The organism is Bacillus cereus group sp. BcHK124, assembly GCF_027712065.1.
GTDB classification, from domain to species: Bacteria; Bacillota; Bacilli; order Bacillales; family Bacillaceae_G; genus Bacillus_A; species Bacillus_A pacificus.
In genome coordinates, this window is record NZ_JAQFPJ010000001.1 from 345,323 (window position 1) to 371,800 (window position 26,478).

The window sequence follows — 26,478 nt, forward strand, 5'->3', positions numbered from 1 at the left end:
AAATATACTTACATCTCAATTAATGATAACGGAAAAACTCCGTCTTTTCCTTCATGCCTATAAGCACTACGAAAAAGAAGCTCCAGAATTGTAATTCATACTTATATATGTGCTAATTTCCACCGACCATTAGCTCTCTGTAACAGGGATATAAGATATTACTGCGATTCTTTCAATGCGTATATTATGAAATTATGTAAAAGGATGGACGCAAAAAAGTCCCTATCGGAAAATCCGATAGGGACGATAAAAATCGCGGTACCACCCTATTTGTAAACAAGTAATTGTTTACCACTCACTTTAAGATAACGGAAAGATCCGTCTTTCTCTTCATGCATAAAAAGCATTACGGGAAAGAAGCTCCAGAATTGTAATTCACGCTTGTATATGTACTGATTTGCACCAACCATCAGTTCTCTGAGACAGGGATATAAGTCGCTACTAGTATTCCTTCAAAGCCGATATATAATTCGTTCAACTAAACTATGTTTTGTATTATAAAACTATATTAAAAAAATTGTCAACAATAATTTTTTATTTCACATCTAAATCAACATTTAAATTAGATGTATTTCCAGCTGCATCAGTTGCTACAATATGAATTGTATTCTTTCCTTCTTGTAATTGACTACGATCGAAATAAATGCTGTAATTTTTCTCCCAAGGATTTAGGAACACACTTTCCCATACACCATTTCCGTTGATTTCATATTGCATTCTCACTGGAATACCAGGTGCTACCCAACCAGATTCTGTCATCCAATCTAGCAGGATATCATCCACTTTTCCTGTAATTACAAGGTTTTCTTGGTCAACTTCGTATGTTAACTTAGGTGCAGTTCGATCAAGAAATACAGCAGCTGTTTGTTTCGTTTCCCCACCAGAATTAGAGGCAACTGCTTCGATTTGGTATAGACCGTCAGCTAACGGAGTACCATCTGTTTTTGTACCATTCCATTTGAAAGGTTTGTATCCAGCTGTTTCATTTTTAGCTTGATGGATAATCTCTTGGTACGTTACATGTTCTTTTGTAACTAAATTTGCATGCAATGTTACATCATCCACAGGTGCAACTAAATAGTAGTTGATGAGATTATCGTCTAATATTTGGTCACCATTTGGACTAAAAGTAGAATTAATAATTTCGAGTCCATCTATACGTTTGTAATCTTTAGGATCGATACTAAATGTAAATGGAATGCGAGTTTCTTCATTCTTACCTTGTTCTTTTACATACACATTTCCAGTATATACACCTTGGGGTAGCGAACTATCGACAGTGATAGTAAATGGTTTTTCGGTACTACTATTCGGCTGTATGCTAATCGATGAAGGTACAGAAGTTTTTACTTTTGTTTTTGTGTTTGCATCTAGCAATTCCACACGAGTTGAAAAACTTTTCTTTTTACTAGATAGATTTTGTAACGTAATATTTTGCGTCAGTTTTACTTTACCACTGTTTGGCTTAATAAGACCGAAGCTCACATTGTTAGGTTTGACTAATACATCTGTTTGAGCTGCTTTCGGGATGTTAATTAAACCAGATCCTTGCGCCATGACAGGATATGTATTTTCATTTACATCTTTTAAAGTTTTTGCTGTATTGGCAAGAGATGCTTTCAATTGTTCTGGCGTCCAATCAGGGTGCATTTGACGTAATAAAGCAACAGCTCCAGCTACTTGAGGGGCAGCCATACTGGTTCCGTTGTGAGACTCATAGCCACCTCTAGGTACAGTACTCGTAATTTGTACTCCTGGTGCAACGATATCTGGTTTTATAAGCCAACTACCTTGTGATGGTCCTCTAGAACTAAAGTTACCAATTAATTCAGTTGGAACTGGTTGTCCAATTTTTATATTTTTCTTGCGTTTTGTAATTAAGTTTTTTAGCTCTTCACCATTTGCATTTGATAATTGCATAACTGGAAGAGCTAGATTTTCTCGTGCAAAGTATTCAGGCATAATATTGATTTCTTTTTCGTTAGAAATTAATAGTACACCAATTGCACCAGCTTGTTTCGCTTGTTCAGCTTTTACTAACGTACTTGAAGTACCTTGTAAAACAAGTGCAAACTTTCCTTTCACATCTTGTTTTGCATAATCGCTTGGATTACCATAGCCAACATATACAAGTGGAGAATCATTTCCTATTGGGAAATCCGATTTTGATAACGGTAACCCTTGATATGTTTTGGTAGAACCAGCTACTTGGAATGTTGGAAACGGGATAGAAACTGTAGATGCTCCAACTGATATAACACTACTTGCATTGGCAGGGGCATCAACAGACCACGGTTTTGGGCCATCATTTCCATTTGAAACGACTGCAGTAACCCCAAGCTTTGCTGCACGTTCTAACGTTAAAGTTACAGGTTGATCAGGTACATTTAAATCTTGTCCAAGAGACAGATTTAACACATCAGCACCATCTTGAATTGCTCGTTCAATACCTTGAATAATATCGTCTGTTGTACCAGTTCCACCGTCATTCATGACACGATAGGCTAAAATAGAAGCGTTTGGAGCAACGCCCTTAATTTTTCCATTACCAGCAATAATTCCTGCTACATGAGTACCATGTACGTTACCATCCATAGGATCATTATCTTCATCGACTGTGTCATATCCACCAATATAATTTGCTTTTAAGTCAGGATGTGTATAGTCTACGCCAGAATCGATAATTGCTACTTTCATCCCTTTTCCATCAAGAGGTTTGCCAGATGGGTCTTTTAAATTCCACGCTTCAGTTGCACCAATTGTCGGTCCGCCGATGTTTGGTGCTTCTTCATTAGTAGTACTTTTTGATGTTTCATGTAGTTTATATGTTAAGTTCGGATAGACTGCTTTTACTTCAGGTAAAGAAGCAAGAGCAGTAATTTGATCTCCAGGAACTGAAATAGAGAATCCGGAAAATAACGTATTATACACTTCTTTAATTTTTGCACCAGGTGCTTTTTCTTTTATTTTCTTAGTCGTATCTTCTTGTGCTTTTTTTAGCTCGGCATGATAAGACTGTGCATGATTACTTTGTAAATCTGGAGCATGCTGAATATTACCTTGTGCTGCGAGAGGTGCATGTTGCAATTCTACAATGACTGAAATTTCTTTTGCAGTTTTTGTTTCAACATTTTGCGCAATTTTATTTTCTCCCCACTGTTCAATCGTTGTTTTTAGTTGTGGACTAAATTGCTTCTCCTTTTGCAGTGATTCAGCATGTGCGCTTAAAGCTCCAAAACTGGAAAAGACGAGCGCCATACTTAATAGTGTAGATGTAGTTTTTTTCATTGAAACTCCCCCTAATAAAAGTGCTAATATTCAGAAAAATAATCTTGCAAATTTATCCGACTTTAATGGGCAGTAAGACCCCCACCTCAAAATGCAGCGAAAGCAAAGAAGTTAGGTGGGGGATCAACTGCCCATAAAAGTCCGATTGGTTCAACTAATAATCAGTGGGGGATGAAGAAAACCCCCACTGATTAAAGTTTCACTTTATCTCGAATTACATAATCGGATGTTAGCTAAACTATATTTTCGACATAATTCATACCAATCCTCTATGAATTTGAAATTTCTTGGGAAATTTTTTCTGATTATGTCGAATAGGTATTTTTTACATATTGTAGGTGGACATTGAGGAATGCTAGGAAGGAAATGGAGGGGTGTTATGAAAAAGGTTATAGTAAGTGCCATCGTAGTATTATTTATATTTTTAAGTTCAATTACTATTATTAAAGCAGAAAATAGTGGTGTGAAAATTGCTTTTGTTCGTCATCATGACCTTTGGATTAAAATTGATGGAAAGGAAAAACAAATAACAAAAGGTGAATACATAATAGGGCCGAAATGGTCTCATGATGGAGAATGGATTGCCTATGTTAAAGGGAAGAAACAAAACACCTTGGAATTGTACCGACTGGAAGATGGAAAAAAAGTTAGGCCATTGCAATCTGAAGTATCAAATTATCAATGGTCACCGAAAGAGAATACAATTGCATTTGTATTTGCGAATACGTTAAATACGTTTGATGTTCAAAAAAAGAATGTGGATTTTGAAAATGTATCGGCAGGTGTAGGAGATTATGCATGGTATCCTGATGGAAAGAAGTTTTTTGTATCCTCTGAAGCACACTTACTTCCAACAGGATGGACAGGAGCACAGCTATATGAAGTGCAAAAAGATGCCCATATGAACCCTCATAAAATGAAACATTTGTATGCATTGCCAAATGAACATGATGATTTCCTAGCGCTAGTTGCAAGTGGCTTTAAGTGGTCACCAGATCAAAAGTGGATTTCATTTTTAGCGGTACCGACAGCTTCATGGTCAGCTGATAGTAATACGCTTTGCTTAGTTCGTGCAGATGGCAGTCGGTTTGAAAAAGTAGATCAAATGTTATTAAACGCACAATGGTTTCAATGGTCACCATCAAAAAATATATTAGCTTATATTGAAGGGAGCGGAAGAGTTGCGTTAGAGAATAAACATTTAAAAGTAAAAGAACTGCCAGCACTTCAGCAGAACACATTTACGCCGCAAGGATATGTTGATTGGGATTTTGCATGGAAGAACGATAACGTAATTATCGTCTCTCGAGCAAAAGAGGGAGGATTTGAAACATTGCCAGAAAAAAGGCCACTACCATCTTTATATGAGGTTGATAGTACAAGCAATGTACAGCATCGAATCACAAAGCCACCTCATAAGCAGGGTGATTATCATCCAATCTTTATGAAGAAGAGCAATCAATTAATATGGATACGTTCAGACCGTAAGAAAGCAGATGTATGGCTTGCTCATAGAGATGGAAAGCATGAAATGAAGTGGATTGAAAATATAGATGTACCAGAGTGGTATTATGAGAAATGGAATTGGGGAAATGTCATCTCGGTAAAAGAAGAATAAAAAATGTGCCTAAAAGATCATTTTAGGCACGTTTTTTTATTATTATTTATGTGTTTTATTTGGCTTTTTTTTCGCTGGGTTGCCGTTTCCCTGACGCTTTCTGTTCTGTTCATCTTTTGCTTGTTTTTCATGCAGTGTATCTAAAAAATCATTCGAGTTACTCATTTTTATATCGCTCCTTTCATTTCGTCCTAATTACTATAACCATTTAGGAGGATAATCATGAGATGAAAGTTAAGCACTTAGTTTTCTTCGATAGTATACGTAAAATATGCCATACGTAATAAATAGCATAAATAAAATTTGTAACTCTACATTTTCTTTTAAAATAGTTGCGATAGAAGATGGTAAGTAAGGTGATGTATCGCTCGTTCCTGCACCTAACCATTTGTTTAAGAGGTTAATGGTACAAAACATAAAAACACCAGACCAGCTTGCAATAATTGCTTTCTGTTTAATTTTTGTTTCCCGTTCATCATCTGTAATCCAAGGATTAGCAGTTTTATCACTGCTGAAAAATCCGTTTATATATCCCCATATAATCATGCCAATTAAGATGGTTATCCATTTCATATGTATGCTTCTCCTCTCCCCCTGTAAAAAGTGTTTTACATATACAATTGTAATGTTTTCCAATTCTTTATGTCAAATGTTTTTTACATATCGGTTTTGTATATAGCAGGAATAAAGGATCAAATAGGGAAGAAATATGTGAGAGAATTTCATAGTGAGAGGAGGATGGGCATGAAACTCGTCTTTGTTCGGCACGGTGAAGGAGAACATACAAAAGATTTGCCGGCAAGTTTACAAAGGTTGAATCCATCATTAACAGATGAGGGAAGGAATCAAGCTAAATTACTTCAATGCAATGTACCCTTGCAAGAAACGGATATATTAATCGCTAGCCCTACACTTAGAACTTTGCAAACGGCGGCGATATGGAGTGAGAAGGTAGCTTGTCAAAAAATTGTCCATCCATATGTATCCCCGCGTATTTTTCCTTATCGAGAAGGAGCGAAAACATTACCATGTGATCACATAGTAGATCAGGGAATAATAACAAATTCATTTCCACATTTTTCGATAGAGAAAAACACAAATCAGCAGTTATGGACGGAAGGTATAAATACTATTTCAGAACATAGCTTTCAGCAAATAGTAGATGAATTTCTTCTTTTATGTTATGAGCTCGGTGCGGAAAGAGTTTGCATTGTATCTCACGACGGGACAATTACAGCATATAGGAAATATTTACAGAAGGTCGTTTTAACTAGAGCTGATTTTTTGCAAGAAACGGGTATATATGAAATGGATGTATCCCTTAAAAGTTGGATTGAGGAGATCTAATGATAGGATGGAGGGTGTATGTTGAATGTTGCACTAGTAGTTGGCTTTAATTCGGATTTAGAGGCGCAATCAATCAGAGCATCACTTGAATATTTTGGGGCGAAAGTTATAACGTACTGGATCGGTAGACCGAAAGAGTTCGTCGATATTCTTTCTGGAAACGGTTTATATAATGATATCGATTATGTTGTCTTTTGCTTCCATGGTGAGGAAGGAAAATTTGTCATGGAAGAGTTAGGTGAAGATATATATGAACAAGATGAACCGCAGGGATACTTTGGTGCAGCAGAAATTTATAAATATGCAAAATTGCATAATGTAAATATTGTAAATAGTGGGTGTACGTTAGGGGAGCGAAAATTAGCAGAATCTTTCTTACGTAGTGGCGCAAAATCGTATATTGGATCAATAGATTATGTAGATGGGAATGCAGCACTTATGTTTACAATACGCTTATTTTACGGGCTTATTAACCATGAAAAAACGTTAGGAGAGGCTTTTGAAGAAGCACGGTTAATTGATAAAGAGACACATACATTTCAATTATATAAGTAGTGTGAAACACGTTTATTCTATATTCGAATAAACGTGTTTCACATTTAACTCACATTTTTTTTACATTTTCTTCAATGAAAACCATTATCACTTATGGTATGATATGTTCAAGTTTTTACAGGTAATAAAAGTTACTATATAAACGTTAGTTTTTGATGTTTCATACACATGTCACGAATTATTCATAATTAACATTTTAAAAATAAGTAACTAATGTTATTATATTATCTGTAACTAACTTAATTACAACTTTAGGAGGAAGATATGGTTATTCAATTTTTAAGAGAAAACAAAGCAGTTTCTTTTGTGTTAGCGGTAATTCGAGTGTATCTTGGTTACACATGGTTAATGGCTGGAATCGGTAAACTACAAGGAAAAGGATTCGATGCAACTGGTTATTTACAAGGTGCAATTGAAAAATCTAAAGGAGCACAACCGGCTGTTCAATCTTGGTGGGCATCATTTTTACAAGATTTCGCAATTCCAAACGTTGATCTATTTAATACACTTGTAACGTGGGGAGAAATTTTAGTCGGAATTGGTTTAATTGTAGGCTGTTTAACAAAAACAGCGGTCTTTTTCGGTCTTGTAATGAACTTTTCCTATATGTTTAGTGGGTCAATTGGTGTGAATCCTGAAATGGTTATTTTATCAATGTTCGTTCTAGTTTCTGGTATGAATGCTGGTAAATTTGGAATAGATGGTTTCGTTATTCCGAAAGTATTAGGTTCAAAAACTCAAAAACGCCAAAAGCAAGCTGCTTAATATATGAAAGCGGGTATCTCAAAATGAGATACCCGCTTATTTTTCAGCTATTATAGGGTTTTTGTCAAAGAAGTCTTTCACATACCCTACAAACTCCTGTGGTTCCTGACGAAATGGTGCGTGATAACCTTTTTCGATAATATGGAAAGTACTATTTTTTAAAAATTGATGATACGTTTCTCCCTCTTCCCAAGAAACGCTACTATCATTTCTTCCCCATATAATTAAGGTTGGCTGTTTTATTTCATCTGCATTAATTTGAAGACGTCTCGGCCATAATTTCATTTTATTGTAATGCTCTTCATCATTACGTTTAAATTTCACTTTGCTCTCATCATAATCTGTAATAGCAGAAACGGTATTTAAATCAGTCGACAACTGTGGTCTTGGTGATCCTTGTTTATTAACGAGTGTATGAGGACCGCCTGTAGCATCAGTTAAAATAAGGTGGGTAACGGCTTCTGGATATAAATATGTTAAATTAAGAGAAATTTCTCCGCCCATTGAGTGGCCCAGTATTGCAAACGAATCGTAACCTAGTTTTTTCATTAATTTATAATACAAATTTGCATGGGTTGGGAAAGAATAATAAAAATCCATCGGCTTAGATGAGCGTCCGAAGCCTAAAGCATCTACAGAAATAATTGTATGATTTTTTGCTAAGTCTGAGTAAATCTTTTGAAAACCATCTGATGATCCTCCAAATCCATGGATCATAAGTAAAGGTGGTTTTTCATTACCAATCTTTTTGAAGTAAATGGTTTGACCATCTATTTCTATCATTTTTTCCTCGGTAGCTAGTTTTGCTGTAAGTGTATTTTTAACTTGTTTTACTTGTTCTACTGGTTTTTCTGCTGCACTACATCCTACTAATAGTGTAAGAGTAAGACAACCTACCATAAAGTAGCTAAATCGCCTCAATTAGGTGTCCCCTTTCTAACATAACGCTGTATCTATCATAGCAAATAGCATATTACGATTTCCAGGAAGTTGGCTACCATTTTTGATCATAAGAGGTGAAAGGAGCGTTTCTTGGAAATTTTCTGTTTGAAGCAATTTGCGAAATGAAAATTGTGAATGTGGGACATCAAGCCTTACTGTGCCATTCCAACATTCACATATCTTTTGTAGTAATTGAATAGCATCTTCTTCTCGTTTGGCGATAAGTGGATTGATACATAATATATTACCTTTTTGTATGCATAAGGAAAAAGCTTCTATACAGTTATGTCTCTCAATTTTAAAAGAGTGACTTGTTCTTGGTAATAGTAATGAATACAGTAAAGAACGATCGGCACCAGTTGTACTTTGATCGAGAGAAATAAGCGATATAATGTCTTTTTCTTTTACTTGTTGCGTATGAGTAATATGTGTTTTAGTAGTTTGTTTCTCAAAACGATGAATCGTCGTTACTGTTTGAAATCCGCATGATGTATAAAGAGGCTCGCCAGCTTTTGTTGCAATAAGTGCAATTGGTTGTTTTGGGTGAGTGTGTGCTAAGCAATGATTTAGCAATGTTCGCCCGATGCCCTGGCCTTGAAAATCAGGATGGACGATTAACATGCCAATAGTAGAAAAACTATCTTTAAAAGGAAATACTCCTCCAGTTGCAATCAGCTTATTGTCATGCATATAACCGATAAGTGTGCCAAGAGAAAAGTACATTTCAAATTGTTTTTTCATAAATGTTTTCTCTTGTAACCATCCAACAGCTTTACAAAGGTCGAGTAGATCGAAAATAAAAGATTCATCTAGCTGTATTGTTTTCATAAATGCTCACCACATTTCTATTAATTTTTATAAAAGTAGATTGAAAATGTTAAAGTAAGAGATTTACGTTAAATGAAATCCAACTTGTTTATATTTTGATTGTAAAGAGGAAGATGATTGATATGAACAGACAAACTTATACAAATTATAACTGATATTTACATAAGTTAACAAAAAATTTACATATAACTAATTTTGTCTTAATAGTCTTCTATTAAATTTGATAGTGGGAAATGAATAACCTAATTAGGGGGACAATACAGTGAAAAAGTTTGTGAAAAAAGCATGGCCATTTGCAGTTGTGGCGTCGTTAGCAGTTACTTCGGTGGCAACATGGAATTTTACACGTTCTAGTGAAGTGAATGCAGATGAGAGCGGAAGCAATGCAAAGATTAAAAATGTTATTGTGTTAATTGGAGATGGTATGGGCCCTTCATATATGACGGCTCATCGTTATATGAAAGATAATCCAAAAACATTCGAGATGGAATCTACAGAGTTTGATAAGCATCTTGTAGGAACACAAAAGACATATCCGGAAGATGAACATGAAAATATCACAGACTCTGCCTCAGCAGCAACAGCTATGTCAGCAGGAATTAAGACATATAATGCGGCAATTGCAGTTGATAATGATAAAGCAGAAGTGAAAACTGTCCTTGAACAAGCGAAAGAGCAAGGGAAATCAACGGGACTCGTTGCTACTTCTGAAATTACACATGCAACACCAGCTGCTTTCGGTGCGCATGACATTAGTCGTAAAAATATGGACGCAATTGCAAATGATTATTTTGATGAGAAAATTAAAGGGAAGCATAAAGTAGACGTTATGCTTGGTGGTGGTGTAAATAACTTTGTTAGAAAAGATCGTAATCTTACAGAAGAGTTTAAGAAATCTGGTTATAGCTATGTAACAGATCGTAATCAATTGTTAAATGATAAAAATGATCAAATTCTAGGTTTATTTGCGCCAGGCGGTTTAGATAAAATGATTGACCGTACTGATAAAACACCTTCATTAGAAGAAATGACAAATGCAGCAATTGAGCGTTTAAACAAAAATAAAAAAGGTTTCTTCTTAATGGTTGAAGGAAGTCAAATTGACTGGGCAGGACACGATAATGATATCGTTGGCGCAATGAGTGAAATGGAAGACTTTGAAAAGGCATTTAAAGCAGCGATCGAGTTTGCGAAAAAAGATAAAAATACGTTAGTCGTTGCAACGGCAGACCACTCTACAGGTGGATTATCTTTAGGTGTGAATGGTGAGTATAACTTTAAAGTAGAGCCAATTAAAGCTGCAAAACGTACACCAGACTTCATGGCAAACGAGATTGCAAAAGGTGCAAACGTAGAAGAAACATTGAAAAAGTATATTGATTTACAATTAACACCGGAAGAAATTAAAGCGGTAAATGATATAGCTCCTTCAAAAGATGTAACGAAGATTGATAATGCGATTGAAGATATTTTCAATAAGCGTTCGTTTACTGGATGGACAACAGGTGGACATACAGGTGAAGATGTAAACGTATATGCATTTGGCCCTGGTAAATACTTGTTCTCTGGCGTTCAAGAGAATACAAATATCGCTAAGCGTGTCTTTGATATTGTTGGCGGTGGCGACCCGAATAAAGGAAGACGCTAATTATAAACGAAAGTGAGGCGAAATGCCTCACTTTTCTTTTTAGGAGATGGGAAGATGAGAGCTTTTTTCAGAGGGATAGTATCCTTTCTAATAGGTGTATTATTGCTAGTTGGATGTCAATCCAAAGAGAATCAGATAGAACAAAAAGCTACTACTACAAAAGATGAAGAAAAGGTACAAATAACGAAAGGAGAAGAGAAAACGATTCAAGGTGTGATAGAGAAATTTGTACGGACGACAAATGAAAAAAATCTTACTGAACATATGGAGTTATTTTCAAAGAACATGCCTAGTGCTGAAGACTTAAAAACGCAAAAAGAAGCAGCTTTTCAAAAGGGAAATAAAAAAATTGAATTGGAACATATAGACATAAAAGCTAGTAAAGCAGGATATGTTGTTGTTGAAACAAAAGAAAAGGAAACAGATGGAGAGGTCACACTTCAGAAGAAAGTACAGTATGCACTTGGAAAAGAAGAGGATGGCTGGAAAATTGAAGAGGTTCGCACGATAGAGAAGAAATAAAGTGAAACTTTCCGTAAATAGCGCAAAAAAGGTTCTCATTGACGAGAACCTTTTTTTATAGTGGTAACATAATTTGATCTGAGCATGCCTCGATATCATCAATATCTTGGCGAATGGTTGCCATTTTATTATCAAGATCTTCAGCTTTCATTGCGGCATCATGTAGTTCATCTTTTAAATACTCAGGTATTTTCCCTTCATATTTATAATAAAGTTTATGTTCTAAACTTGCCCAAAAGTCCATTGCGAGCGTACGTAATTGAATTTCTGCAAAGACTTCTTTTGTACCAGAATTCAGTGATAAAGGATATTTAATAATCATGTGTAAACTTTTATATCCATTTTGTTTTGGATTAGCGATATAATCTTTTATCTCTATGATTTCCATATCTTCACGCTTTTGAATGACTTCTTTTAAATGATAGATATCTTCTACGAAGCAACATGTAATACGAATGCCGATGATGTCTTGTAAATGCGTTTGCGCATTTTCAACTGTCGGTAATAAATTTTTACGTTCAAGCTTTTTAATAATACTTTCAGGTTGTTTTAATCTTGTTTTTATATGTTCAAACGGGTTGTAATCCTCTAAAAATTGGGCTTCCCGGTTCATAATTTCAAATTTAGTTTTTAACTCTTCTAAAGCAAATGTATATGGTAGTACAAAAGCTTTCCAGTAGTTAACTGTTGATTGATTATATTCCATTTATATACACACCTTTTTCCTATTTACAAGTGAGGTTGTTATTATACTAAACACCAAATCATGTAGGCGCAAGCAGCAAATGATGAGATCATAAAACGATATTTAGTTTTCATACTTTCAACTCCTTTCAAGTGAAATTCTATATAAATAAACGTGATTGTTAATAAGTTCACTATGTACAATTTCTATAGTAATAGATTCGTGTGAATTTCGTATGAACTAATTGTTTCAGATTTTTGTCTTTTTTTGCAATTGACAAATAGAATGAAGTTATATAATATTTAAATCGTAATCATTACGTTTTAGTTTGCGATCTTTAAAAGAAAGGAGAATTACATATGCGTGTAAATATTACATTAGCTTGTACAGAGTGCGGTGATCGTAATTATATTTCTAAAAAAAATAAACGAAACAATCCAGAGCGCATCGAACTAAAAAAATATTGTCCACGATTAAAGCGAGTAACGTTACATCGTGAAACGAAGTAGAAGACTAGAGATATCTCTAGTCTTTTTTCGTTTATCCCGCTATTTGCCGGACAGTAAGACTCTTACCTCAAAATTCAGCGAAAGCAAAGAAGGTAGGTGGGGGTCTTACTGCCCGTAAAAGCCCGATTGGTGAGGGCTGATTAAAGTTTCACTTTATATTTCTTTTGTTTGTTATAATTACCTTAAATTGTAATAAAGGGAGCGGTATGATGAATCAAAAAGATAAAGAAAGAAAAGAGCAAGTGGCTCATATTATTGACATTCCAGATGATTATAGGCTTGTTGTAGATGATCAAGAAGGTGTGGATGACCCATATCATCTATTATGGTGGGAACATAAAGAGGATGGGGAGAGAACAATACAGATTACGTTGAATAGACATACTGGTAATTTAATTGACTTTAGGATAGAGGATGAAAAAGATTTTTCGAACGGTAAGGAAGCGATAGAAGAGAATAAAGCAAGAGAGGTTGCAAATACATTCTTAAAAAAATATACAAAAGAAGGATATGAATTTTATACATATGTAACTGTTAAGGATGATTGGCGCGGTTGGAAAGAAGTAAATTATATGCAAGAAGTGAATGGCTATCCATTGCCGAATACGGGGTGTGTTGTGCTAGTACATCCATTAGGTGATGTGATGCATTTTCATTATAATGGACAAAAAGCTATCGAGAAAAAACGTTATGGCCAAGTGATATTGTTGAGGAGAACGTCGTCTTAGAAAATTTGAAGGCTAGACAAGATATGAGACTTGTATTTGTAGATTTAACACACTCCTCATGTGAGTATGAAAATGGAGAAGAAGTAAAAGGGTACCACCTTGTATATGAACCAGATCCTAGCCATGCGAGTTCATTTAGAATGGTTTTTAGAAAGAACGATTATTCTTCGTATGTATCAATTTTATATAACCACTTCTGTACACTAGCAGGCGGTCCTTCTGTTCTCCACTTTATTGTACACATTCCACAAGAACAGTGAACTTTTCCTTTTGCAAAAATACCGGCAATTTCAGGAGTATATCCCCATGCGTGTTTTGCAATATTCATTTTTCGACGCATTGTACGTTGACGTTGGTGTCTTGTATAAGCACGTGTTCTTTCAAATTTCATATTTGTAATCCCTCCTTGTAGTACAAGTAGCTTGCAAGAGCGTACAAGGAGTTCATCTCTTACAAGCTACTCAGGTACAAGAGGGAAATGAAATATTTCATATTTCACTCTCCAATCTTTTGTTTAAGTATACGTAGTGAAGCTTTATGAAACAACTATTATGCTTAAAAACATATGGGAATGATATCGTACAGACACAAACAACCTCACGCCCACATACACTTAGTAAAGACCACTATTTTGGCGGAGGTGAAAGGTTTGAGTCTATTCGCCGCAATTGGATATATGGTTCGAGAAGTGTTTGTTTTTGTTTCTTATGTGAAGAACAATGCGTTTCCGCAGCCGTTATCATCAGACGATGAGAGAAAGTACTTAGAGTTAATGGAGCAAGGTGATGCTCAAGCGAGGAATCTGTTAATTGAACATAATTTACGGCTTGTAGCTCATATCGTTAAAAAATTTGAAAACACAGGGGAAGATGCAGAAGATTTAATTTCAATTGGTACAATCGGGCTCATTAAAGCGATCGAGAGTTATTCGGCAGGAAAAGGAACAAAACTTGCGACGTATGCAGCACGCTGTATTGAAAATGAAATTTTGATGCATTTACGTGTACTAAAGAAAACGAAAAAGGACGTTTCACTTCATGACCCGATCGGGCAAGATAAAGAGGGGAATGAGATATCGCTTATTGATATATTAAAATCAGAGTCTGAAGATGTAATTGATATGATCCAGCTGAGTATGGAGTTAGAAAAGATTAAAGAGTATATCGATATTTTAGACGAACGAGAGAAAGAAGTTATCGTGAAGCGTTTTGGACTGGGGCTTGATAAGGAGAAAACACAACGAGAGATTGCAAAGGCGCTTGGTATTTCCAGAAGCTACGTATCAAGAATTGAAAAGCGCGCTTTAATGAAAATGTTCCATGAATTTGTAAGAGCAGAGAAAGAGAAAAAAGCAAAAGAATAATGTACATTGCAAGCAGCCGTATTTTAAAATGGGCTGCTTTTCTTTTTGTAAATAAGGAAAGAAAAAGAGTTGTGTTCAGAAGAAATCCATGTTCACTGTTGAAAATGACGGATTCTATCTGTAATATTAGAAGGTGCTAAACAATTTAAGAATAATACCATACTTAGCTTTCTGCATCTATACTGAAACAGTTCTATATGATATGTGGGAATAAGAACCAATTTTACATATGATATAGGAGGAAAAGAAGGGAAAGCTAAAGTTATAGACTAATTAGGAGGTTCCGCAATTTGCGACGTACATTATATCGACTTATGATCGAACTTACAAATGGTCGTTTTACTTCTTATATATTACGTAAATTTGCACAATCTCGTTTAAGCTCTATCATTATTCCATCGTATGCGAAAGTGTTTCAAATTAATCAAGATGAGATGGAAAAGGGTTTGAAGGAATATAGAACATTGCATGAATTATTTACGCGTAAGCTAAAAGAAGGAAAGCGTAGTATTGATACAGATGCATCGAGTATTGTTAGTCCTGTTGATGGTGTTTTTGCTGATCACGGTCCTATTGAGGACACAAAAACATTTGATATTAAAGGCAAGCGTTATTCGATTGTGGATATGCTAGGTAATGAAGAACGTGCACAGCGATATGCAGGTGGTACATACATGGTTATTTATTTAAGCCCAAGTCATTATCATCGTATTCATAGTCCGCTTTCTGGTTCTGTGACTGAAAGATTTGTACTCGGTAGAAAATCATATCCGGTAAATGCAGCTGGTATGGAATACGGGAAAGAACCATTGTCAAAAAATTATCGTTCTGTTACAGAAGTGAATAGTGACGGTGAACATATGGCGCTTGTAAAAGTAGGAGCTATGTTTGTAAATAGTATTGAGCTGCTGCATGAAAGAGACACTGTTCAAAAAGGTGAAGAAATGGCATACTTTACATTCGGCTCAACGGTTGTGTTATTGTTTGAAAAAGATATGATAGAAGTAGTGCAAGAATTGAAGAGTGGACAAGAACTTCGCCTTGGTGAAAAAATTGCTACTCGATTGGCTCATAAGTAAAAAAGATTTTATAACTGTAAGCAAGATTTATGGACAAAGATGCGTAATGATGAAATTCCCTAGATGGGAGTACTTGTTTATTCGAGAGCCATCGCAGGATGGCTCTTTTTACAAGTTAGTTACTTAAAATTTCACTTTATATGTAATCAAGACGATTTGACGAGCTTGTCCTCTAATGAGCGTCTAATAATTTCTTGTTTTATAAGTAAAATGAAGTCGGGATTTAATTTTAGTTCTTTTGCTTTATAATAAGACTCAGTGAGTAACTCAGTAGATAACTGTTCCATATGTTTTGTTTTCAAGGTGAGTCACCTCCTAATAATATAAGGATTGATTCGTTGTTGCATTTAATGTACCAAAAAAATATGACAGTCACAAACGAGTGGTTATCCACATACCTAGGTGGATAAAATGTGTATAGATTGTTAGTAAATTCCAAATTAACTGAAAAATTAATGTGGAAAATGTGTACAATTTTATCCACAGGCCATATATCGAAATATGTTGTCGAAAAATTTTTATGAAAACTCCTCAAAGAGGTGAAAGAAATTGAAACTATTTTTACCAAATGAATATGTGAAAAATGTATATCATGTTCAACCAGAAGATTTGAAAAAACGTGGAATTAAAGGTGTTATTACTGATTTAGATAACACTTTAATTGAATGGGATCGTCCAAATGCAACGCCACAACTTGAAGAATGGTTTTTGAAAATGAAAGAGCAAGGCATTCAAGTAACGGTCGTTTCAAATAATAATGAGCAACGAGTGAAAGACTTTGCTGATCCATTAGGCATTCCATTTATTCATAGTGCACGTAAGCCATTTGTCCGTGCGTTTAAGCGTGCGATACAAGACATGCAGTTGCAGCCAGATGAAGTTGTAGTAATTGGAGATCAATTACTAACGGATGTGCTAGGTGGAAACCGAGTTGGACTTCATACAATTTTAGTTGTACCAGTAGCACAAACGGACGGATTAGTAACGCGCTTTAATCGAAAAATTGAACGAAGAATTATGAGAAACATGAAGAAAAAAGGTTTAATTAACTGGGAGGAATAAAGTTTGACTGAAACAATTAAATGTATTGGTTGCGGTGTAGAAATTCAAACAGAAGATAAAAATGAAGTGGGATATGCTCCTGCCTCATCTTTAGAAAAAGAACAAGTCATTTGTCAACGTTGTTTTCGATTGAAACATTATAACGAAATTCAAGATGTATCATTAACAGATGATGATTTCCTACGTATTCTAAACGGTATTGGAAAATCAGATGCGTTAGTAGTTAAGATTGTAGATATTTTTGATTTTAATGGTAGCTGGTTACCTGGCTTACATCGTTTCGTGGGAAATAATAAAGTATTACTTGTTGGGAATAAAGCTGATTTAATTCCTAAGTCAGTAAAACATGATAAAGTAAAGCATTGGATGCGCTATAGTGCAAAGCAGCTAGGATTAAAGCCAGAAGATGTCTTTTTAATTAGTGCAGCAAAGGGACAAGGGATTGCTGAGCTGGCAGATGCGATTGAGTATTACCGCGGCGGAAAAGATGTTTACGTTGTTGGATGTACAAATGTAGGGAAATCAACATTTATTAATCGTATGATTAAAGAATTTAGTGATGAGACTGAAAATGTAATTACAACATCTCATTTCCCAGGAACAACGCTTGATTTAATTGATATCCCGTTAGACGAAGAATCTTCTTTATATGATACGCCAGGTATTATTAACCACCATCAAATGGCTCATTATGTTGGAAAACAAAGCTTAAAGCTTATTACACCAACAAAAGAAATTAAGCCAATGGTATTCCAATTAAATGAAGAACAAACATTGTTCTTTAGCGGACTGGCACGTTTTGATTACGTAAGTGGCGGTCGTCGCGCATTTACTTGTCACTTCTCAAATCGTTTAACAATCCATCGTACGAAGCTTGAGAAAGCAGATGAATTGTATAAAAATCATGCAGGGGATTTACTAAGCCCGCCAACACCAGAAGAATTAGAAAATATGCCAGAGCTAGTGAAATACGAGTTTAATATTCGTGAACCAAAAACGGATGTTGTATTCTCTGGATTAGGATGGGTTACTGTGAACGAACCGGGAGCAAAAATTGTTGCACACGTACCAAAAGGAGTAAGTGTTTCATTGCGTAAATCTTTAATTTAATATGGAGAGGGATTTATGAAACAATTATATGGTGTAATCGGAAATCCAATTGGACATTCATTATCACCCGTTATGCATAACGATGCATTTGAACACTTGAATATGGATGCCCATTATCATGCCTTTCTTGTTAAAGAGGAAGTGCTAGGGGAAGCAGTAAGAGGTTTAAAAGCGTTAGGTATTTCAGGATTTAATGTAACAACTCCGCACAAAGTTGCGATTATGGATTATTTGGATGAGATTGACCCGCTAGCAAAACAAATTGGTGCAGTAAATACGGTGGTTCATAAGGATGGGAAATTGATTGGCTACAATACAGATGGAATTGGTTTTGTCCGAGCACTGCAATCCATTAGTAGTGAACCACTTCAAGAGAAACGTATTTTATTACTTGGCGCAGGCGGTGCTAGTCGAGCTATTTATTTTTCACTTGCTGATGTAGGTGTGAAAGAGATTGATGTAGCGAATCGTACGGTAGATAAGGCGAAGGAACTTATTACTGCATGTAAGGCTACTGTCCATTCTGTTGCTTTATCGCTAGAGAAAGCAACAGAAGAACAAGGGAATTATGATATTATCATTCAGACGACAACAATAGGTATGCATCCACGCGTCGAACATACGCCGTTACAAATTTCTTCGTTGAATAAGGGAACGATTGTATCAGATATAATTTATAATCCATTTGAAACGAAAATTTTATGTGAGGCGAAAGAGCAAGGTGCAATGATTCAAAATGGTATTGATATGTTTGTTTATCAAGGAGCGCTTGCATTTGAAATGTGGACAGGGCGTACGCCAAATATCGAACGAATGAAACAATTAGTTATAAGAAAGCTTGGAGGCTAACATATATGTTAACAGGAAAACAAAAAAGATTTTTACGTGCACAGGCACATCATTTAACACCAATTTTTCAAGTAGGAAAAGGCGGAGTAAATGAAAATATGATTAAACAAATCGCAGATACTTTAGAAGCTCGTGAGCTATTTAAAGTAAGTGTGCTACAAAACTGTGAATTCGATCGCCGTGAAGTTGCAGAAGAACTTGCAAAAGGTGCACGTGCTGAAATCGTTCAAGTAATTGGAAGCACAATCGTTTTATACAAAGAGTCAAGAGAAAATAAACAAATTAAGCTTCCTCGATAAAAAGATTAGCATGCGCTATTTTTATCGCTGATGCGTAATGATGTAGAGAGCGAAACCAATTGAACTTTTATTAATAGTAACTCTCTTCTGTTAGGAATGAAGAGAGTTGCTGTACGTAAAAGGAAGGGGCGTTTCTTTTGAGGAAAATTGGCATCATTGGCGGTACATTTGATCCGCCACATTATGGACATTTGCTCATTGCAAATGAAGTATATCATGCTTTGAATTTAGAAGAAGTATGGTTCTTACCGAACCAAATTCCGCCGCATAAACAAGGGCGGAATATTACAAGTGTAGAAAGTCGTTTGCAAATGTTAGAGCTTGCGACTGAGGAAGAGGAACATTTTTCTATTTGTTTAGAAGAGCTAAGCAGGAAGGGCCCATCTTATACGTATGACACTATGCTACAATTGACGAAGAAGCATCCGGATGTGCAGTTTCATTTTATTATTGGTGGAGATATGGTTGAGTATTTGCCGAAGTGGTATAACATTGAAATGTTACTTAATCTTGTAACGTTTGTTGGGGTTGCAAGACCTGGGTATACATTGCATACACCTTATCCTATCACCACTGTGGAAATTCCGGAGTTTGCTGTTTCTTCATCTTTATTACGTGAGAGATATAAAGAGAAGAAAACATGTAAATATTTACTTCCTGAAAAAGTACAGGTATATATCGAGAGGAATGGGTTGTATGAATCGTGAGAAAGCACTTCATATTGTGAAACAACAAATGCATGAAAAACGTTATATACACACAATTGGTGTAATGGAAACAGCAATTGAACTTGCTAAGTTATACGGTGTGGATGAAAAAAAAGCTGAAGTTGCAGCTATATTTCATGATTATGCGAAGTGTAGAGCGATTTCAGAGATGGAAGAGATCATTAAAAGTGAAGATTTGCCGAAAGATTTACTTTGTTATAACAAAGAGTTATGGCATGCACCTGTTGGGGCATACTTAGTAGAAAAAGAAGTAGGTATTACAGATCCTGAAATCCTGCAAGCTATTACATATCATACAAGTGGTCATGAGAAAATGACGATGTTAGATAAAGTAATTTATGTAGCTGATTACATTGAGCCTGGGCGAAAGTTTCCAGGGGTGGAGGAAGCTCGTAAACTCGCATATACGGATATAGATCAAGCTTTATTATTTGCGCTAAAGAGAACAATTCAATTTTTAATGGGAAAAGATCAAACGATTTATCCATTAACATTCCAAACATACAATGCAGTTATCAAGGAGGAAATGAGTAAATGAAAGATAAAGATTTATTAGTATTAGCAGCAAAAGCAGCTGATGATAAGAGAGCGGAAGATATGGTTGTCCTAAATATGCAAGGTATTTCACCAATTGCAGATTATTTCATTATTTGTCACGGTAACTCAGATAAGCAAGTGCAAGCAATTGCGCGTGAAATTAAAGCGAAAGCACACGAGTTCCAAATCGACGTACAACGTATGGAAGGTTTTGACGAAGCTCGCTGGGTATTAGTTGACCTTGGAGATGTAGTTGCTCATGTATTCCATAAAGATGAGCGTAATCACTATAATTTAGAGCGTCTATGGGGCGATGTGCCACGTGAAGATATTACAGAAGAGTTAGGCCAATGAACTACGAGCAATTTGCGTTGCTGTACGATGAACTAATGAATGATGTCCCCTATGATAAATGGGTGGAATTCACAGAGGAAAGCTTACAGCAAGCGGATGTGAAAGAGGCGAAGATTCTTGATGTAGCATGCGGTACTGGTAATGTAACGCTTCCGCTTGTACAAAAGGGTTACGATGTAATCGGTGTCGATCTTTCGGAAGAAATGTTAGCAGTCGCACAGCAAAAACTAGGCGAGGCAGGATATTTTATTCCTTTTTACCAACAAGACATGCGAGAGCTTGATGTTCCAGGTGAGTTTGACTGTGTAACGATCTTTTGTGATTCATTAAACTATGTATTGCAAGAAGATGGAGTGCAAGAAACATTCCGAAGAGTGTTTCATCATTTACGTCAAGATGGTTTGTTTTTATTTGATGTACATTCTTTATATAAAATACATCATGTATTTCAAAATGAAACATACACAGTGAATGGAGAAGAAATATCTCTTATTTGGAATTGCTTCCCTGGTGAAGATTCAAACAGTGTAGAACATGATTTAACATTCTTTGTTCAAGACCCAGAAGAAGATGTGTACCATCGTTTTGACGAATGTCACGTACAACGTGCATATCCGGTTGAAGAGTTAACGAAATGGCTTGAAGAAGCTGGTTTTACAGTGCTTCGTGTAACTGGTGACTTTGAGCGACTTGAAGTTACAGAACAAACAGAGCGTATTTTCTTCATGGCGAAGAAAAACGGATAAAACAAAAGCAACCGAGAAGGTTGCTTTTGTTTTGTAAAGAAGCTGTAATTTTAGTTGTAGGATAATAAGAAGATGATATACGTGAATTTTGAAAGTGCTAGTTTAAGTAAAAATGTAATGTGAAAAATTAAGTATTTATAAAAAGGATTTGGAATGACGATGACGTATTTATTATGTGTGCTTATTGAATTGCTGATCAACGCATTTTAAATCTTCATCAAATTTCTCGTGTGTCCGCTCGATTAATTTATGAAACATATCCCCAACATGTTCTTCTAAAACCCGAATGCCTTCTCCTGTAACGCCGCCTTTCACACATACTTTTTCTTGTAAAGTAGGCAATGTGAAAATCCCTTTTTCGAGTAGTTTCCCCATTCCAACGACCATTTCACTTACTAAAGTAGTGGCTTCTTCATGTGTAATATTTGTTTTATCTACAGCAGCATTAATGAAACATTGTAATAAATAACTAAAGAATGCGGGGCCGCAGCTTGCTATATCAGATGAAACGCGCGTTATATCTTCTTCTATTACAAGGGGAGTAGAAATGTTTTTGAATAAGCGAAATAGTTTTTGTTGCCATTCTTCAGAGCAGTTACTTCCAAATGTAAATAGTGATGCGCCGGATAGGGCGCGGTTTGTAATGCTCGGAATAATACGAGCAACATGGCAAGGTACAAGTGTCTCTAATTGTGATGGAGATATTGGACTTGTGATAGAAACTAAGCACTTTTCATCAGAAAAATGTTCAGCGTATTTTTGCAAGATCGGGTATATATCTATCGGCTTTACGCAAATAAAAATAAGATGTGATCGTTCGATTACCTCATCAATAGTTTTGGCTATATGAACAGAAGGGTGTTTTTCCTTTATATGATATGCTTTGGCGGGCGTTCGATTAATAATCGTAAGGCACGAAGGTTTGACAGCACGGGTTTCTAAAAATGCATCGATTAGTATATTCCCCATGTTTCCTGTCCCTATAATTCCTATGTTCAATGTTTCATCCCTCCTTCGTAACAGCTTTCTCCTAAACAATATGAATGATGTTATAAATTTATGATTAGAGGTGAAAAATGATGTGGGATTTTCCAAAGAAATGGTTAGGATTAGCAGCTATTATTGGAACTGTGCTTTTTCTTCTTTTTTGGAAAACGAACGAGCATACAGAGCGATCAGTTATTGCAACGGATGTTCAAGAGAAAGATATAGAGAAGAAAAGTAAACCGAAAATATCGGATACAAAGCAGCAGAAAAAAATAATTGTAATTGATATGAAAGGGGCTGTTGTTAAAGAGGGGGTGTATGAAATGAAAGAAGGGGACCGGGTCAAGGATGCTATTGAAAAAGCAGGTGGTTTTTTGCCTGAGGCAGATAGGATGAAGGTAAATTTAGCACAAATGGTACAAGACCAAATGATTCTTTACGTACCGAATAAAAACGAACAAGTGCAAGAAGTAGCTGCTGTTTCAAAGGGAGAGGGAAAAATTCAAATAAATGCAGCTTCTAAAGAACAACTTGAAAAAATTACAGGTATTGGTTCTCGGAAAGCAGAAAGTATTTTGAAATATCGAGAGGAACATGGTCCGTTTCAAAAAATAGAAGATTTGTTAGAGATTGATGGGATTGGTGTGAAGTCTTTGGAGAAAATAAAAGATCAAATTATTATTCCGTAAAAGATTGACGAAGTTTTTCTTCATTCGCTACACTACAAGTAGACAAAAAAGTAGGTGAAGAATATGGAACGAATTTCATGGGATCAATATTTTATGACGCAAAGCCATTTGTTATCTTTACGTAGTACATGTACAAGGCTTGCAGTAGGAGCGACAATCGTTCGTGATAAACGAATTATTGCTGGTGGATATAATGGTTCAATTAAAGGTGGCGTACATTGTATAGATGATGGATGCTATGTTATTGATAATCATTGTGTTCGTACAATTCATGCAGAAATGAATGCTTTATTACAGTGTGCAAAATTTGGCGTGAAAACGGAGGAAGCGGAAATTTATGTTACGCATTTTCCTTGTTTACAATGTTGTAAGGCGATTATTCAAAGTGGTATTACAGCAGTTTATTATGCACAGGATTATAAAAATCATCCGTATGCCGTAGAGTTATTTGAAAAAGCGAATGTAACGGTGAAACACGTTCCACTAGAATATGATATTGCAGCATTAGAGGATCAAAAGCGTCATATGGAGTTAAAAGAACTATTTGCATCTTTAGAAAAAGAGAACTTATCAATGGAAGAATTACAGCATGTATTCACGAAAGCAAAAATGATGCTATAAGGAGTGAGTATGAGTTGCAAGGACAATGGGGCTATGTTGCAATCTCATTTATAATAGGGATTGCAATTGCCTTCTCTTCTTCAGTTGTATGGCTGACTTGTTGTCTCGTTCTAAATGTTTTCTTTTGTTTGTATCGTACTCCGCGTAAAACTTTCTTTTATTGTATGGTAGCGTGTTTAAGTGGCGCTATGTACACCACGTATGTTCAAGGGCAAAACAAGCCTCTGGGAGAGTCCTACGAAACTACAAGAGGAGTGATACATAATACACCTCTTATTAACGGAGATCGCCTCTCATTTCAAGTTGAAGATCAGAATAAAAATATAGTGCAGTTAAGTTACAAAATGAAATCAGCCTTGGAAAAGAAACAAATGCGACAATTACATGCAGGAGTATCATGTGTATTCGAAGGTGAGAGGAAAGAACCGCAAATAGCTCGGAATTTCCATGGGTTTAATTATCGTGATTATTTATATAAGCAAAATATTCATTTCATATTGGACGCTACATATATTTCTGAATGCCATAAAACATCGTTGTCACTCGTGCAATGGATTCTTCTTTTGAGGCAACAAGCAATCTCAGAAGTTACAGAAATGTTTCCAGAGCAATCAGGCGCTTTTATGAATGCATTAGTATTTGGTGATAGACAACAAATGACATTTGAAGTTGAAGAGCAATATCAACAATTCGGTCTCGTGCATTTGTTGGCGATTTCAGGATCGCATATCGTATTGTTAATGGTAATCGTGTATTTTATTTTGCTAAGAAGCGGTGTGACAAGGGAGGTAGCAACAGTATGTCTTATCTTCTGCATTCCTCTATATATGATTTTAGCAGGAGCGTCACCATCTGTTATAAGAGCTTCTATAACAGGAGTTTTCATGTTAATTGCTTTTATGTGTTCTATTCGTTTATCTAGCTTAGATGCTTTAAGTATAACAGCTATATGTATGCTTATATTTGATCCATATCTCGTGTTTAATATTGGCTTTCAGTTTTCTTTCGTCGGTAGTTTTGCTTTACTTTTATCTGCCCCGCTTTTACTAGAGAGTGGTAATGGAGTAATTCGAAATTCTATTTATATTTCTTTCATTTCACAGCTCGTTAGTACTCCGATTTTGTTATATCACTTCGGTTATTTTTCTCCATATAGTATTTTCTTAAATATCTTATACGTTCCGTTTTTATCTCTCGTTGTATTGCCGTGCAGTATTGTTATTTTGATATGTATACCGATCATCCCGTTTCTTGCAAAAAGGCTTGCGAATGTACTATCAATAGGTTTGAATCTTTCTAATGATTTTTTAAGTTATTGTGAAAACTTACCATTTACCCATCTTAATTTCGGACAAACACCTATACTTCTTATAGCCTTATATTGCGTGAGTATTATTAGTATATTGATGGTTTGGGAAAGGCGAATGGCAAAGGGGATTCTGTTTATATCTGCGGGTGTATTTCTTTTTATTAGTACATGCCATTATGTATATCCGTATTTTCGAGAAAGTGGGAGTGTTACCTTTCTCGATGTTGGACAGGGAGATGCAATATTAATTCGCCTCCCGTATGATCAAGAGATTTACCTTATTGATACTGGTGGAACAATTCGTCCGAACAAGGAAGAATGGCAACGGAAAAAGCATGAATTTTCTGTCGGAAATGATATTTTGATCCCTTATTTACAAAAGGAAGGTATTAAAAAGATCGATAAATTAATTATAACGCATGGAGATGCGGACCATATAGGTGCTGCGCAAGAGTTATTATCAAATATAACCGTAAAAGAAGTTGTATTTGGCCGAAAGGAACAAGATGCGGAATTAGAAAAAATAGTAAAGAAACAGGCTTTAGAAAAGGAAGTGAAAATAAGAGAAGTGAGAGAAGGAGAAAGTTGGAGCATAAATGGAGCGGAATTTTTCGTATTAGCGCCAATAGGAAAGGAGAACAGTGAAAATAACGCTTCAATTGTAATGTTGGCAAAATTAGGAGGACTAACGTGGTTGTTTACAGGTGATTTAGAAGAAGAAGGCGAGAAGTTTTTAGTAGCTACGTATCCAGAGTTGCGAGCGGATGTTTTAAAGGTTGCTCATCATGGGAGTAATACGTCATCTACAACACCTTTTCTGAGCGTCATACAGCCTAATATAGCGATTATTTCTGTCGGTGAGCGTAATAGGTATGGGCACCCTCATAAGGACGTTATAGAGCGTTTTGAGAAGAGGGGGATTGAAATATGGCGTACGGATAAGCAAGGGGCTATCTCCTATGTTTTTAAAGGGGAAAACGGAACCTTTCTCAGCAAAATCACATATGATGAAACACATAATAGATAAAAAAGACTGCCAGTAAGCAGCAGTCTTTAAGAACCGATAAATTTAATAACAGTTGCAATGATGAAAAGTGTTGCGAAAAAACCAAATGAGACGATAAATCCTACCCCTGAATCAATAGCGTCATTGCGTTTACTTTGAACGTTTTGTTCAAAATCATTCATTTAGAATCCCTCCCCAACATTCCACTTTAGTATAAAATATTGTCAGAAAAAAATCTACAATTTCCATATGAAGAGAAATAGAGCGTTTTTACTACTTTTAGATCATGAAGTAACGTGAGTTT

General features: G+C 35.7%; 30 protein-coding genes, 1 pseudogene and 2 other annotated features (1 of these 33 running past the window's edge). Of the genes and pseudogenes, 21 read left to right on the forward strand and 10 right to left on the reverse strand.

Annotation, left to right across the window (positions count from 1 at the left end; translation table 11 throughout):
* Positions 1–185, reverse strand: a binding site (T-box leader); it reaches 43 nt to the left of the window's first position.
* Positions 186–236: 51 nt separating this feature from the next.
* Positions 237–465: a binding site (T-box leader), on the reverse strand.
* A 69-nt stretch (positions 466–534) separates the two neighbouring features.
* The gene (locus PDK19_RS01865; protein ID WP_074615086.1) at positions 535–3,288 is read right to left on the reverse strand and encodes a S8 family peptidase; all 2,754 of its coding nucleotides are present in this window, start codon (positions 3,286–3,288) and stop codon (positions 535–537) included.
* A gap of 379 nt (positions 3,289–3,667) precedes the next feature.
* On the opposite strand from PDK19_RS01865, the gene PDK19_RS01870 reads away from it, so the two are divergent.
* On the forward strand, positions 3,668–4,906 hold the full coding sequence (locus PDK19_RS01870; protein WP_074615085.1) for an eIF2A-related protein: 1,239 nt from the start codon (positions 3,668–3,670) through the stop codon (positions 4,904–4,906).
* Positions 4,907–4,948: 42 nt separating this feature from the next.
* Here PDK19_RS01870 and PDK19_RS01875 read toward each other — a convergent pair whose 3' ends face one another.
* Together PDK19_RS01875 and PDK19_RS01880 are read right to left on the reverse strand one after the other, a co-directional pair.
* Complete coding sequence (locus PDK19_RS01875) at positions 4,949–5,071, reverse strand: DUF4023 domain-containing protein (protein WP_000071861.1); 123 nt, start codon at positions 5,069–5,071, stop codon at positions 4,949–4,951.
* A 69-nt stretch (positions 5,072–5,140) separates the two neighbouring features.
* Positions 5,141–5,479 carry a hypothetical protein gene (locus PDK19_RS01880; protein ID WP_014893505.1) on the reverse strand — a complete coding sequence of 113 codons (339 nt, stop codon included), beginning with the start codon at positions 5,477–5,479 and terminating at the stop codon, positions 5,141–5,143.
* Positions 5,480–5,548: 69 nt separating this feature from the next.
* Between PDK19_RS01880 and PDK19_RS01885 the strand changes: the two genes are divergently transcribed.
* From PDK19_RS01885 to PDK19_RS01895, 3 genes are all read left to right on the forward strand, one after another.
* Positions 5,549–6,253, forward strand: a complete 705-nt coding sequence (locus PDK19_RS01885; protein ID WP_116733332.1) for a histidine phosphatase family protein — start codon at positions 5,549–5,551, stop codon at positions 6,251–6,253.
* 18 nt (positions 6,254–6,271) lie between these two features.
* The gene (locus PDK19_RS01890; RefSeq protein ID WP_242296095.1) at positions 6,272–6,808 is read left to right on the forward strand and encodes a CHAT domain-containing protein; all 537 of its coding nucleotides are present in this window, start codon (positions 6,272–6,274) and stop codon (positions 6,806–6,808) included.
* A 264-nt stretch (positions 6,809–7,072) separates the two neighbouring features.
* A complete protein-coding gene (locus tag PDK19_RS01895; RefSeq protein WP_000236600.1) occupies positions 7,073–7,573 on the forward strand; it encodes a DoxX family protein in 501 nt (166 codons plus the stop codon).
* A gap of 36 nt (positions 7,574–7,609) precedes the next feature.
* On the opposite strand, the gene PDK19_RS01900 is transcribed toward PDK19_RS01895, so the two are convergent.
* Both PDK19_RS01900 and PDK19_RS01905 read right to left on the reverse strand, forming a co-directional pair.
* Entirely contained in the window at positions 7,610–8,494 is an 885-nt protein-coding gene (locus PDK19_RS01900; protein WP_014893506.1) for an alpha/beta fold hydrolase, read from the reverse strand.
* A gap of 15 nt (positions 8,495–8,509) precedes the next feature.
* On the reverse strand, positions 8,510–9,343 hold the full coding sequence (locus PDK19_RS01905) for a GNAT family N-acetyltransferase (RefSeq protein ID WP_000849425.1): 834 nt from the start codon (positions 9,341–9,343) through the stop codon (positions 8,510–8,512).
* A 262-nt stretch (positions 9,344–9,605) separates the two neighbouring features.
* On the opposite strand from PDK19_RS01905, the gene PDK19_RS01910 reads away from it, so the two are divergent.
* Positions 9,606–10,991 (forward strand): alkaline phosphatase, encoded by a 1,386-nt coding sequence (locus PDK19_RS01910; protein ID WP_000714924.1) that lies wholly within the window; start codon positions 9,606–9,608, stop codon positions 10,989–10,991.
* Between the two features lie 54 nt (positions 10,992–11,045).
* Positions 11,046–11,513, forward strand: a complete 468-nt coding sequence (locus PDK19_RS01915) for a hypothetical protein (RefSeq protein ID WP_001201022.1) — start codon at positions 11,046–11,048, stop codon at positions 11,511–11,513.
* Between the two features lie 55 nt (positions 11,514–11,568).
* Here the strand turns inward: PDK19_RS01915 and PDK19_RS01920 are convergent, their stop codons facing one another.
* Positions 11,569–12,219 carry a GTP pyrophosphokinase gene (locus PDK19_RS01920; RefSeq protein ID WP_000456211.1) on the reverse strand — a complete coding sequence of 217 codons (651 nt, stop codon included), beginning with the start codon at positions 12,217–12,219 and terminating at the stop codon, positions 11,569–11,571.
* A gap of 338 nt (positions 12,220–12,557) precedes the next feature.
* Here PDK19_RS01920 and rpmG point away from each other — a divergent pair, with 338 nt between their 5' ends.
* Both rpmG and PDK19_RS01930 read left to right on the forward strand, forming a co-directional pair.
* A complete protein-coding gene (gene rpmG, locus PDK19_RS01925; protein ID WP_001265617.1) occupies positions 12,558–12,707 on the forward strand; it encodes a 50S ribosomal protein L33 in 150 nt (49 codons plus the stop codon).
* Between the two features lie 209 nt (positions 12,708–12,916).
* Positions 12,917–13,563, forward strand: a pseudogene (locus PDK19_RS01930) (YcdB/YcdC domain-containing protein); the annotation flags it as partial.
* Between the two features lie 32 nt (positions 13,564–13,595).
* On the opposite strand, the gene PDK19_RS01935 reads toward PDK19_RS01930, so the two are convergent.
* Positions 13,596–13,826, reverse strand: a complete 231-nt coding sequence (locus PDK19_RS01935; protein WP_000667453.1) for a hypothetical protein — start codon at positions 13,824–13,826, stop codon at positions 13,596–13,598.
* Between the two features lie 258 nt (positions 13,827–14,084).
* Here PDK19_RS01935 and sigK point away from each other — a divergent pair, with 258 nt between their 5' ends.
* Positions 14,085–14,798: an RNA polymerase sporulation sigma factor SigK gene (gene sigK / locus PDK19_RS01940; RefSeq protein ID WP_000051382.1), complete on the forward strand. Its 714-nt coding sequence runs from the start codon at positions 14,085–14,087 to the stop codon at positions 14,796–14,798.
* A gap of 290 nt (positions 14,799–15,088) precedes the next feature.
* Entirely contained in the window at positions 15,089–15,877 is a 789-nt protein-coding gene (locus PDK19_RS01945; protein WP_001254997.1) for a phosphatidylserine decarboxylase, read from the forward strand.
* A gap of 146 nt (positions 15,878–16,023) precedes the next feature.
* Here PDK19_RS01945 and PDK19_RS01950 read toward each other — a convergent pair whose 3' ends face one another.
* Positions 16,024–16,179 carry a sporulation histidine kinase inhibitor Sda gene (locus tag PDK19_RS01950; protein WP_000850094.1) on the reverse strand — a complete coding sequence of 52 codons (156 nt, stop codon included), beginning with the start codon at positions 16,177–16,179 and terminating at the stop codon, positions 16,024–16,026.
* Between the two features lie 247 nt (positions 16,180–16,426).
* Between PDK19_RS01950 and PDK19_RS01955 the strand changes: the two genes are divergently transcribed.
* From PDK19_RS01955 to PDK19_RS01990, 8 genes are all read left to right on the forward strand, one after another.
* Entirely contained in the window at positions 16,427–16,939 is a 513-nt protein-coding gene (locus PDK19_RS01955) for a YqeG family HAD IIIA-type phosphatase (protein ID WP_000765306.1), read from the forward strand.
* A gap of 3 nt (positions 16,940–16,942) precedes the next feature.
* Positions 16,943–18,049, forward strand: a complete 1,107-nt coding sequence (gene yqeH, locus PDK19_RS01960; RefSeq protein ID WP_000140795.1) for a ribosome biogenesis GTPase YqeH — start codon at positions 16,943–16,945, stop codon at positions 18,047–18,049.
* Between the two features lie 15 nt (positions 18,050–18,064).
* Positions 18,065–18,898 (forward strand): shikimate dehydrogenase, encoded by an 834-nt coding sequence (aroE, locus tag PDK19_RS01965; protein WP_000812093.1) that lies wholly within the window; start codon positions 18,065–18,067, stop codon positions 18,896–18,898.
* 5 nt (positions 18,899–18,903) lie between these two features.
* Positions 18,904–19,197, forward strand: coding sequence for a ribosome assembly RNA-binding protein YhbY (yhbY, locus tag PDK19_RS01970; RefSeq protein ID WP_000955224.1), 294 nt, complete (start codon positions 18,904–18,906; stop codon positions 19,195–19,197).
* A 137-nt stretch (positions 19,198–19,334) separates the two neighbouring features.
* Positions 19,335–19,904, forward strand: coding sequence for a nicotinate-nucleotide adenylyltransferase (nadD, locus tag PDK19_RS01975; RefSeq protein WP_001226059.1), 570 nt, complete (start codon positions 19,335–19,337; stop codon positions 19,902–19,904).
* Complete coding sequence (gene yqeK, locus PDK19_RS01980; protein WP_049112988.1) at positions 19,894–20,463, forward strand: bis(5'-nucleosyl)-tetraphosphatase (symmetrical) YqeK; 570 nt, start codon at positions 19,894–19,896, stop codon at positions 20,461–20,463. Before nadD ends, yqeK begins: the two co-directional genes overlap by 11 nt.
* On the forward strand, positions 20,460–20,816 hold the full coding sequence (rsfS, locus tag PDK19_RS01985) for a ribosome silencing factor (RefSeq protein WP_000653200.1): 357 nt from the start codon (positions 20,460–20,462) through the stop codon (positions 20,814–20,816). Before yqeK ends, rsfS begins: the two co-directional genes overlap by 4 nt.
* Positions 20,813–21,562: a class I SAM-dependent DNA methyltransferase gene (locus tag PDK19_RS01990; RefSeq protein ID WP_001105574.1), complete on the forward strand. Its 750-nt coding sequence runs from the start codon at positions 20,813–20,815 to the stop codon at positions 21,560–21,562. The genes rsfS and PDK19_RS01990 overlap by 4 nt, the downstream gene beginning before the upstream one ends.
* A gap of 171 nt (positions 21,563–21,733) precedes the next feature.
* Here PDK19_RS01990 and comER read toward each other — a convergent pair whose 3' ends face one another.
* The gene (gene comER / locus PDK19_RS01995) at positions 21,734–22,561 is read right to left on the reverse strand and encodes a late competence protein ComER (RefSeq protein WP_001020541.1); all 828 of its coding nucleotides are present in this window, start codon (positions 22,559–22,561) and stop codon (positions 21,734–21,736) included.
* A 77-nt stretch (positions 22,562–22,638) separates the two neighbouring features.
* On the opposite strand from comER, the gene PDK19_RS02000 reads away from it, so the two are divergent.
* The 3 genes from PDK19_RS02000 to PDK19_RS02010 all read left to right on the forward strand — a co-directional run bounded on the left by PDK19_RS02000 (position 22,639) and on the right by PDK19_RS02010 (position 26,195).
* On the forward strand, positions 22,639–23,238 hold the full coding sequence (locus PDK19_RS02000; protein WP_041184493.1) for a helix-hairpin-helix domain-containing protein: 600 nt from the start codon (positions 22,639–22,641) through the stop codon (positions 23,236–23,238).
* 63 nt (positions 23,239–23,301) lie between these two features.
* Entirely contained in the window at positions 23,302–23,859 is a 558-nt protein-coding gene (locus PDK19_RS02005) for a ComE operon protein 2 (RefSeq protein ID WP_000439783.1), read from the forward strand.
* A gap of 14 nt (positions 23,860–23,873) precedes the next feature.
* Positions 23,874–26,195, forward strand: a complete 2,322-nt coding sequence (locus PDK19_RS02010) for a DNA internalization-related competence protein ComEC/Rec2 (protein ID WP_049112982.1) — start codon at positions 23,874–23,876, stop codon at positions 26,193–26,195.
* A 26-nt stretch (positions 26,196–26,221) separates the two neighbouring features.
* Here the strand turns inward: PDK19_RS02010 and PDK19_RS02015 are convergent, their stop codons facing one another.
* The gene (locus PDK19_RS02015) at positions 26,222–26,356 is read right to left on the reverse strand and encodes a YqzM family protein (protein WP_000997609.1); all 135 of its coding nucleotides are present in this window, start codon (positions 26,354–26,356) and stop codon (positions 26,222–26,224) included.
* Between the last annotated feature and the right edge of the window lie 122 nt (positions 26,357–26,478).

Excerpts from the sequence above, each read along its gene's own strand:
- rpmG (WP_001265617.1), top strand. The coding sequence starts at position 12,558 with ATGCGTGTAAATATTACATTAGCTTGTACAGAGTGCGGTGATCGTAAT.
- yhbY (WP_000955224.1), top strand. The coding sequence starts at position 18,904 with ATGTTAACAGGAAAACAAAAAAGATTTTTACGTGCACAGGCACATCAT.
- PDK19_RS01990 (WP_001105574.1), top strand. The coding sequence starts at position 20,813 with ATGAACTACGAGCAATTTGCGTTGCTGTACGATGAACTAATGAATGAT.
- PDK19_RS01875 (WP_000071861.1), bottom strand. The coding sequence starts at position 5,071 with ATGAGTAACTCGAATGATTTTTTAGATACACTGCATGAAAAACAAGCA.
- yqeK (WP_049112988.1), top strand. The coding sequence starts at position 19,894 with ATGAATCGTGAGAAAGCACTTCATATTGTGAAACAACAAATGCATGAA.
- PDK19_RS01915 (WP_001201022.1), top strand. The coding sequence starts at position 11,046 with ATGAGAGCTTTTTTCAGAGGGATAGTATCCTTTCTAATAGGTGTATTA.
- PDK19_RS01905 (WP_000849425.1), bottom strand. The coding sequence starts at position 9,343 with ATGAAAACAATACAGCTAGATGAATCTTTTATTTTCGATCTACTCGAC.
- PDK19_RS01920 (WP_000456211.1), bottom strand. The coding sequence starts at position 12,219 with ATGGAATATAATCAATCAACAGTTAACTACTGGAAAGCTTTTGTACTA.
- PDK19_RS01870 (WP_074615085.1), top strand. The coding sequence starts at position 3,668 with ATGAAAAAGGTTATAGTAAGTGCCATCGTAGTATTATTTATATTTTTA.
- PDK19_RS02015 (WP_000997609.1), bottom strand. The coding sequence starts at position 26,356 with ATGAATGATTTTGAACAAAACGTTCAAAGTAAACGCAATGACGCTATT.
- PDK19_RS01885 (WP_116733332.1), top strand. The coding sequence starts at position 5,549 with ATGTCAAATGTTTTTTACATATCGGTTTTGTATATAGCAGGAATAAAG.
- rsfS (WP_000653200.1), top strand. The coding sequence starts at position 20,460 with ATGAAAGATAAAGATTTATTAGTATTAGCAGCAAAAGCAGCTGATGAT.
- PDK19_RS01880 (WP_014893505.1), bottom strand. The coding sequence starts at position 5,479 with ATGAAATGGATAACCATCTTAATTGGCATGATTATATGGGGATATATA.
- PDK19_RS01890 (WP_242296095.1), top strand. The coding sequence starts at position 6,272 with ATGTTGAATGTTGCACTAGTAGTTGGCTTTAATTCGGATTTAGAGGCG.
- PDK19_RS01935 (WP_000667453.1), bottom strand. The coding sequence starts at position 13,826 with ATGAAATTTGAAAGAACACGTGCTTATACAAGACACCAACGTCAACGT.
- PDK19_RS02005 (WP_000439783.1), top strand. The coding sequence starts at position 23,302 with ATGGAACGAATTTCATGGGATCAATATTTTATGACGCAAAGCCATTTG.
- PDK19_RS02000 (WP_041184493.1), top strand. The coding sequence starts at position 22,639 with ATGATGTGGGATTTTCCAAAGAAATGGTTAGGATTAGCAGCTATTATT.
- aroE (WP_000812093.1), top strand. The coding sequence starts at position 18,065 with ATGAAACAATTATATGGTGTAATCGGAAATCCAATTGGACATTCATTA.
- PDK19_RS01865 (WP_074615086.1), bottom strand. The coding sequence starts at position 3,288 with ATGAAAAAAACTACATCTACACTATTAAGTATGGCGCTCGTCTTTTCC.
- PDK19_RS01895 (WP_000236600.1), top strand. The coding sequence starts at position 7,073 with ATGGTTATTCAATTTTTAAGAGAAAACAAAGCAGTTTCTTTTGTGTTA.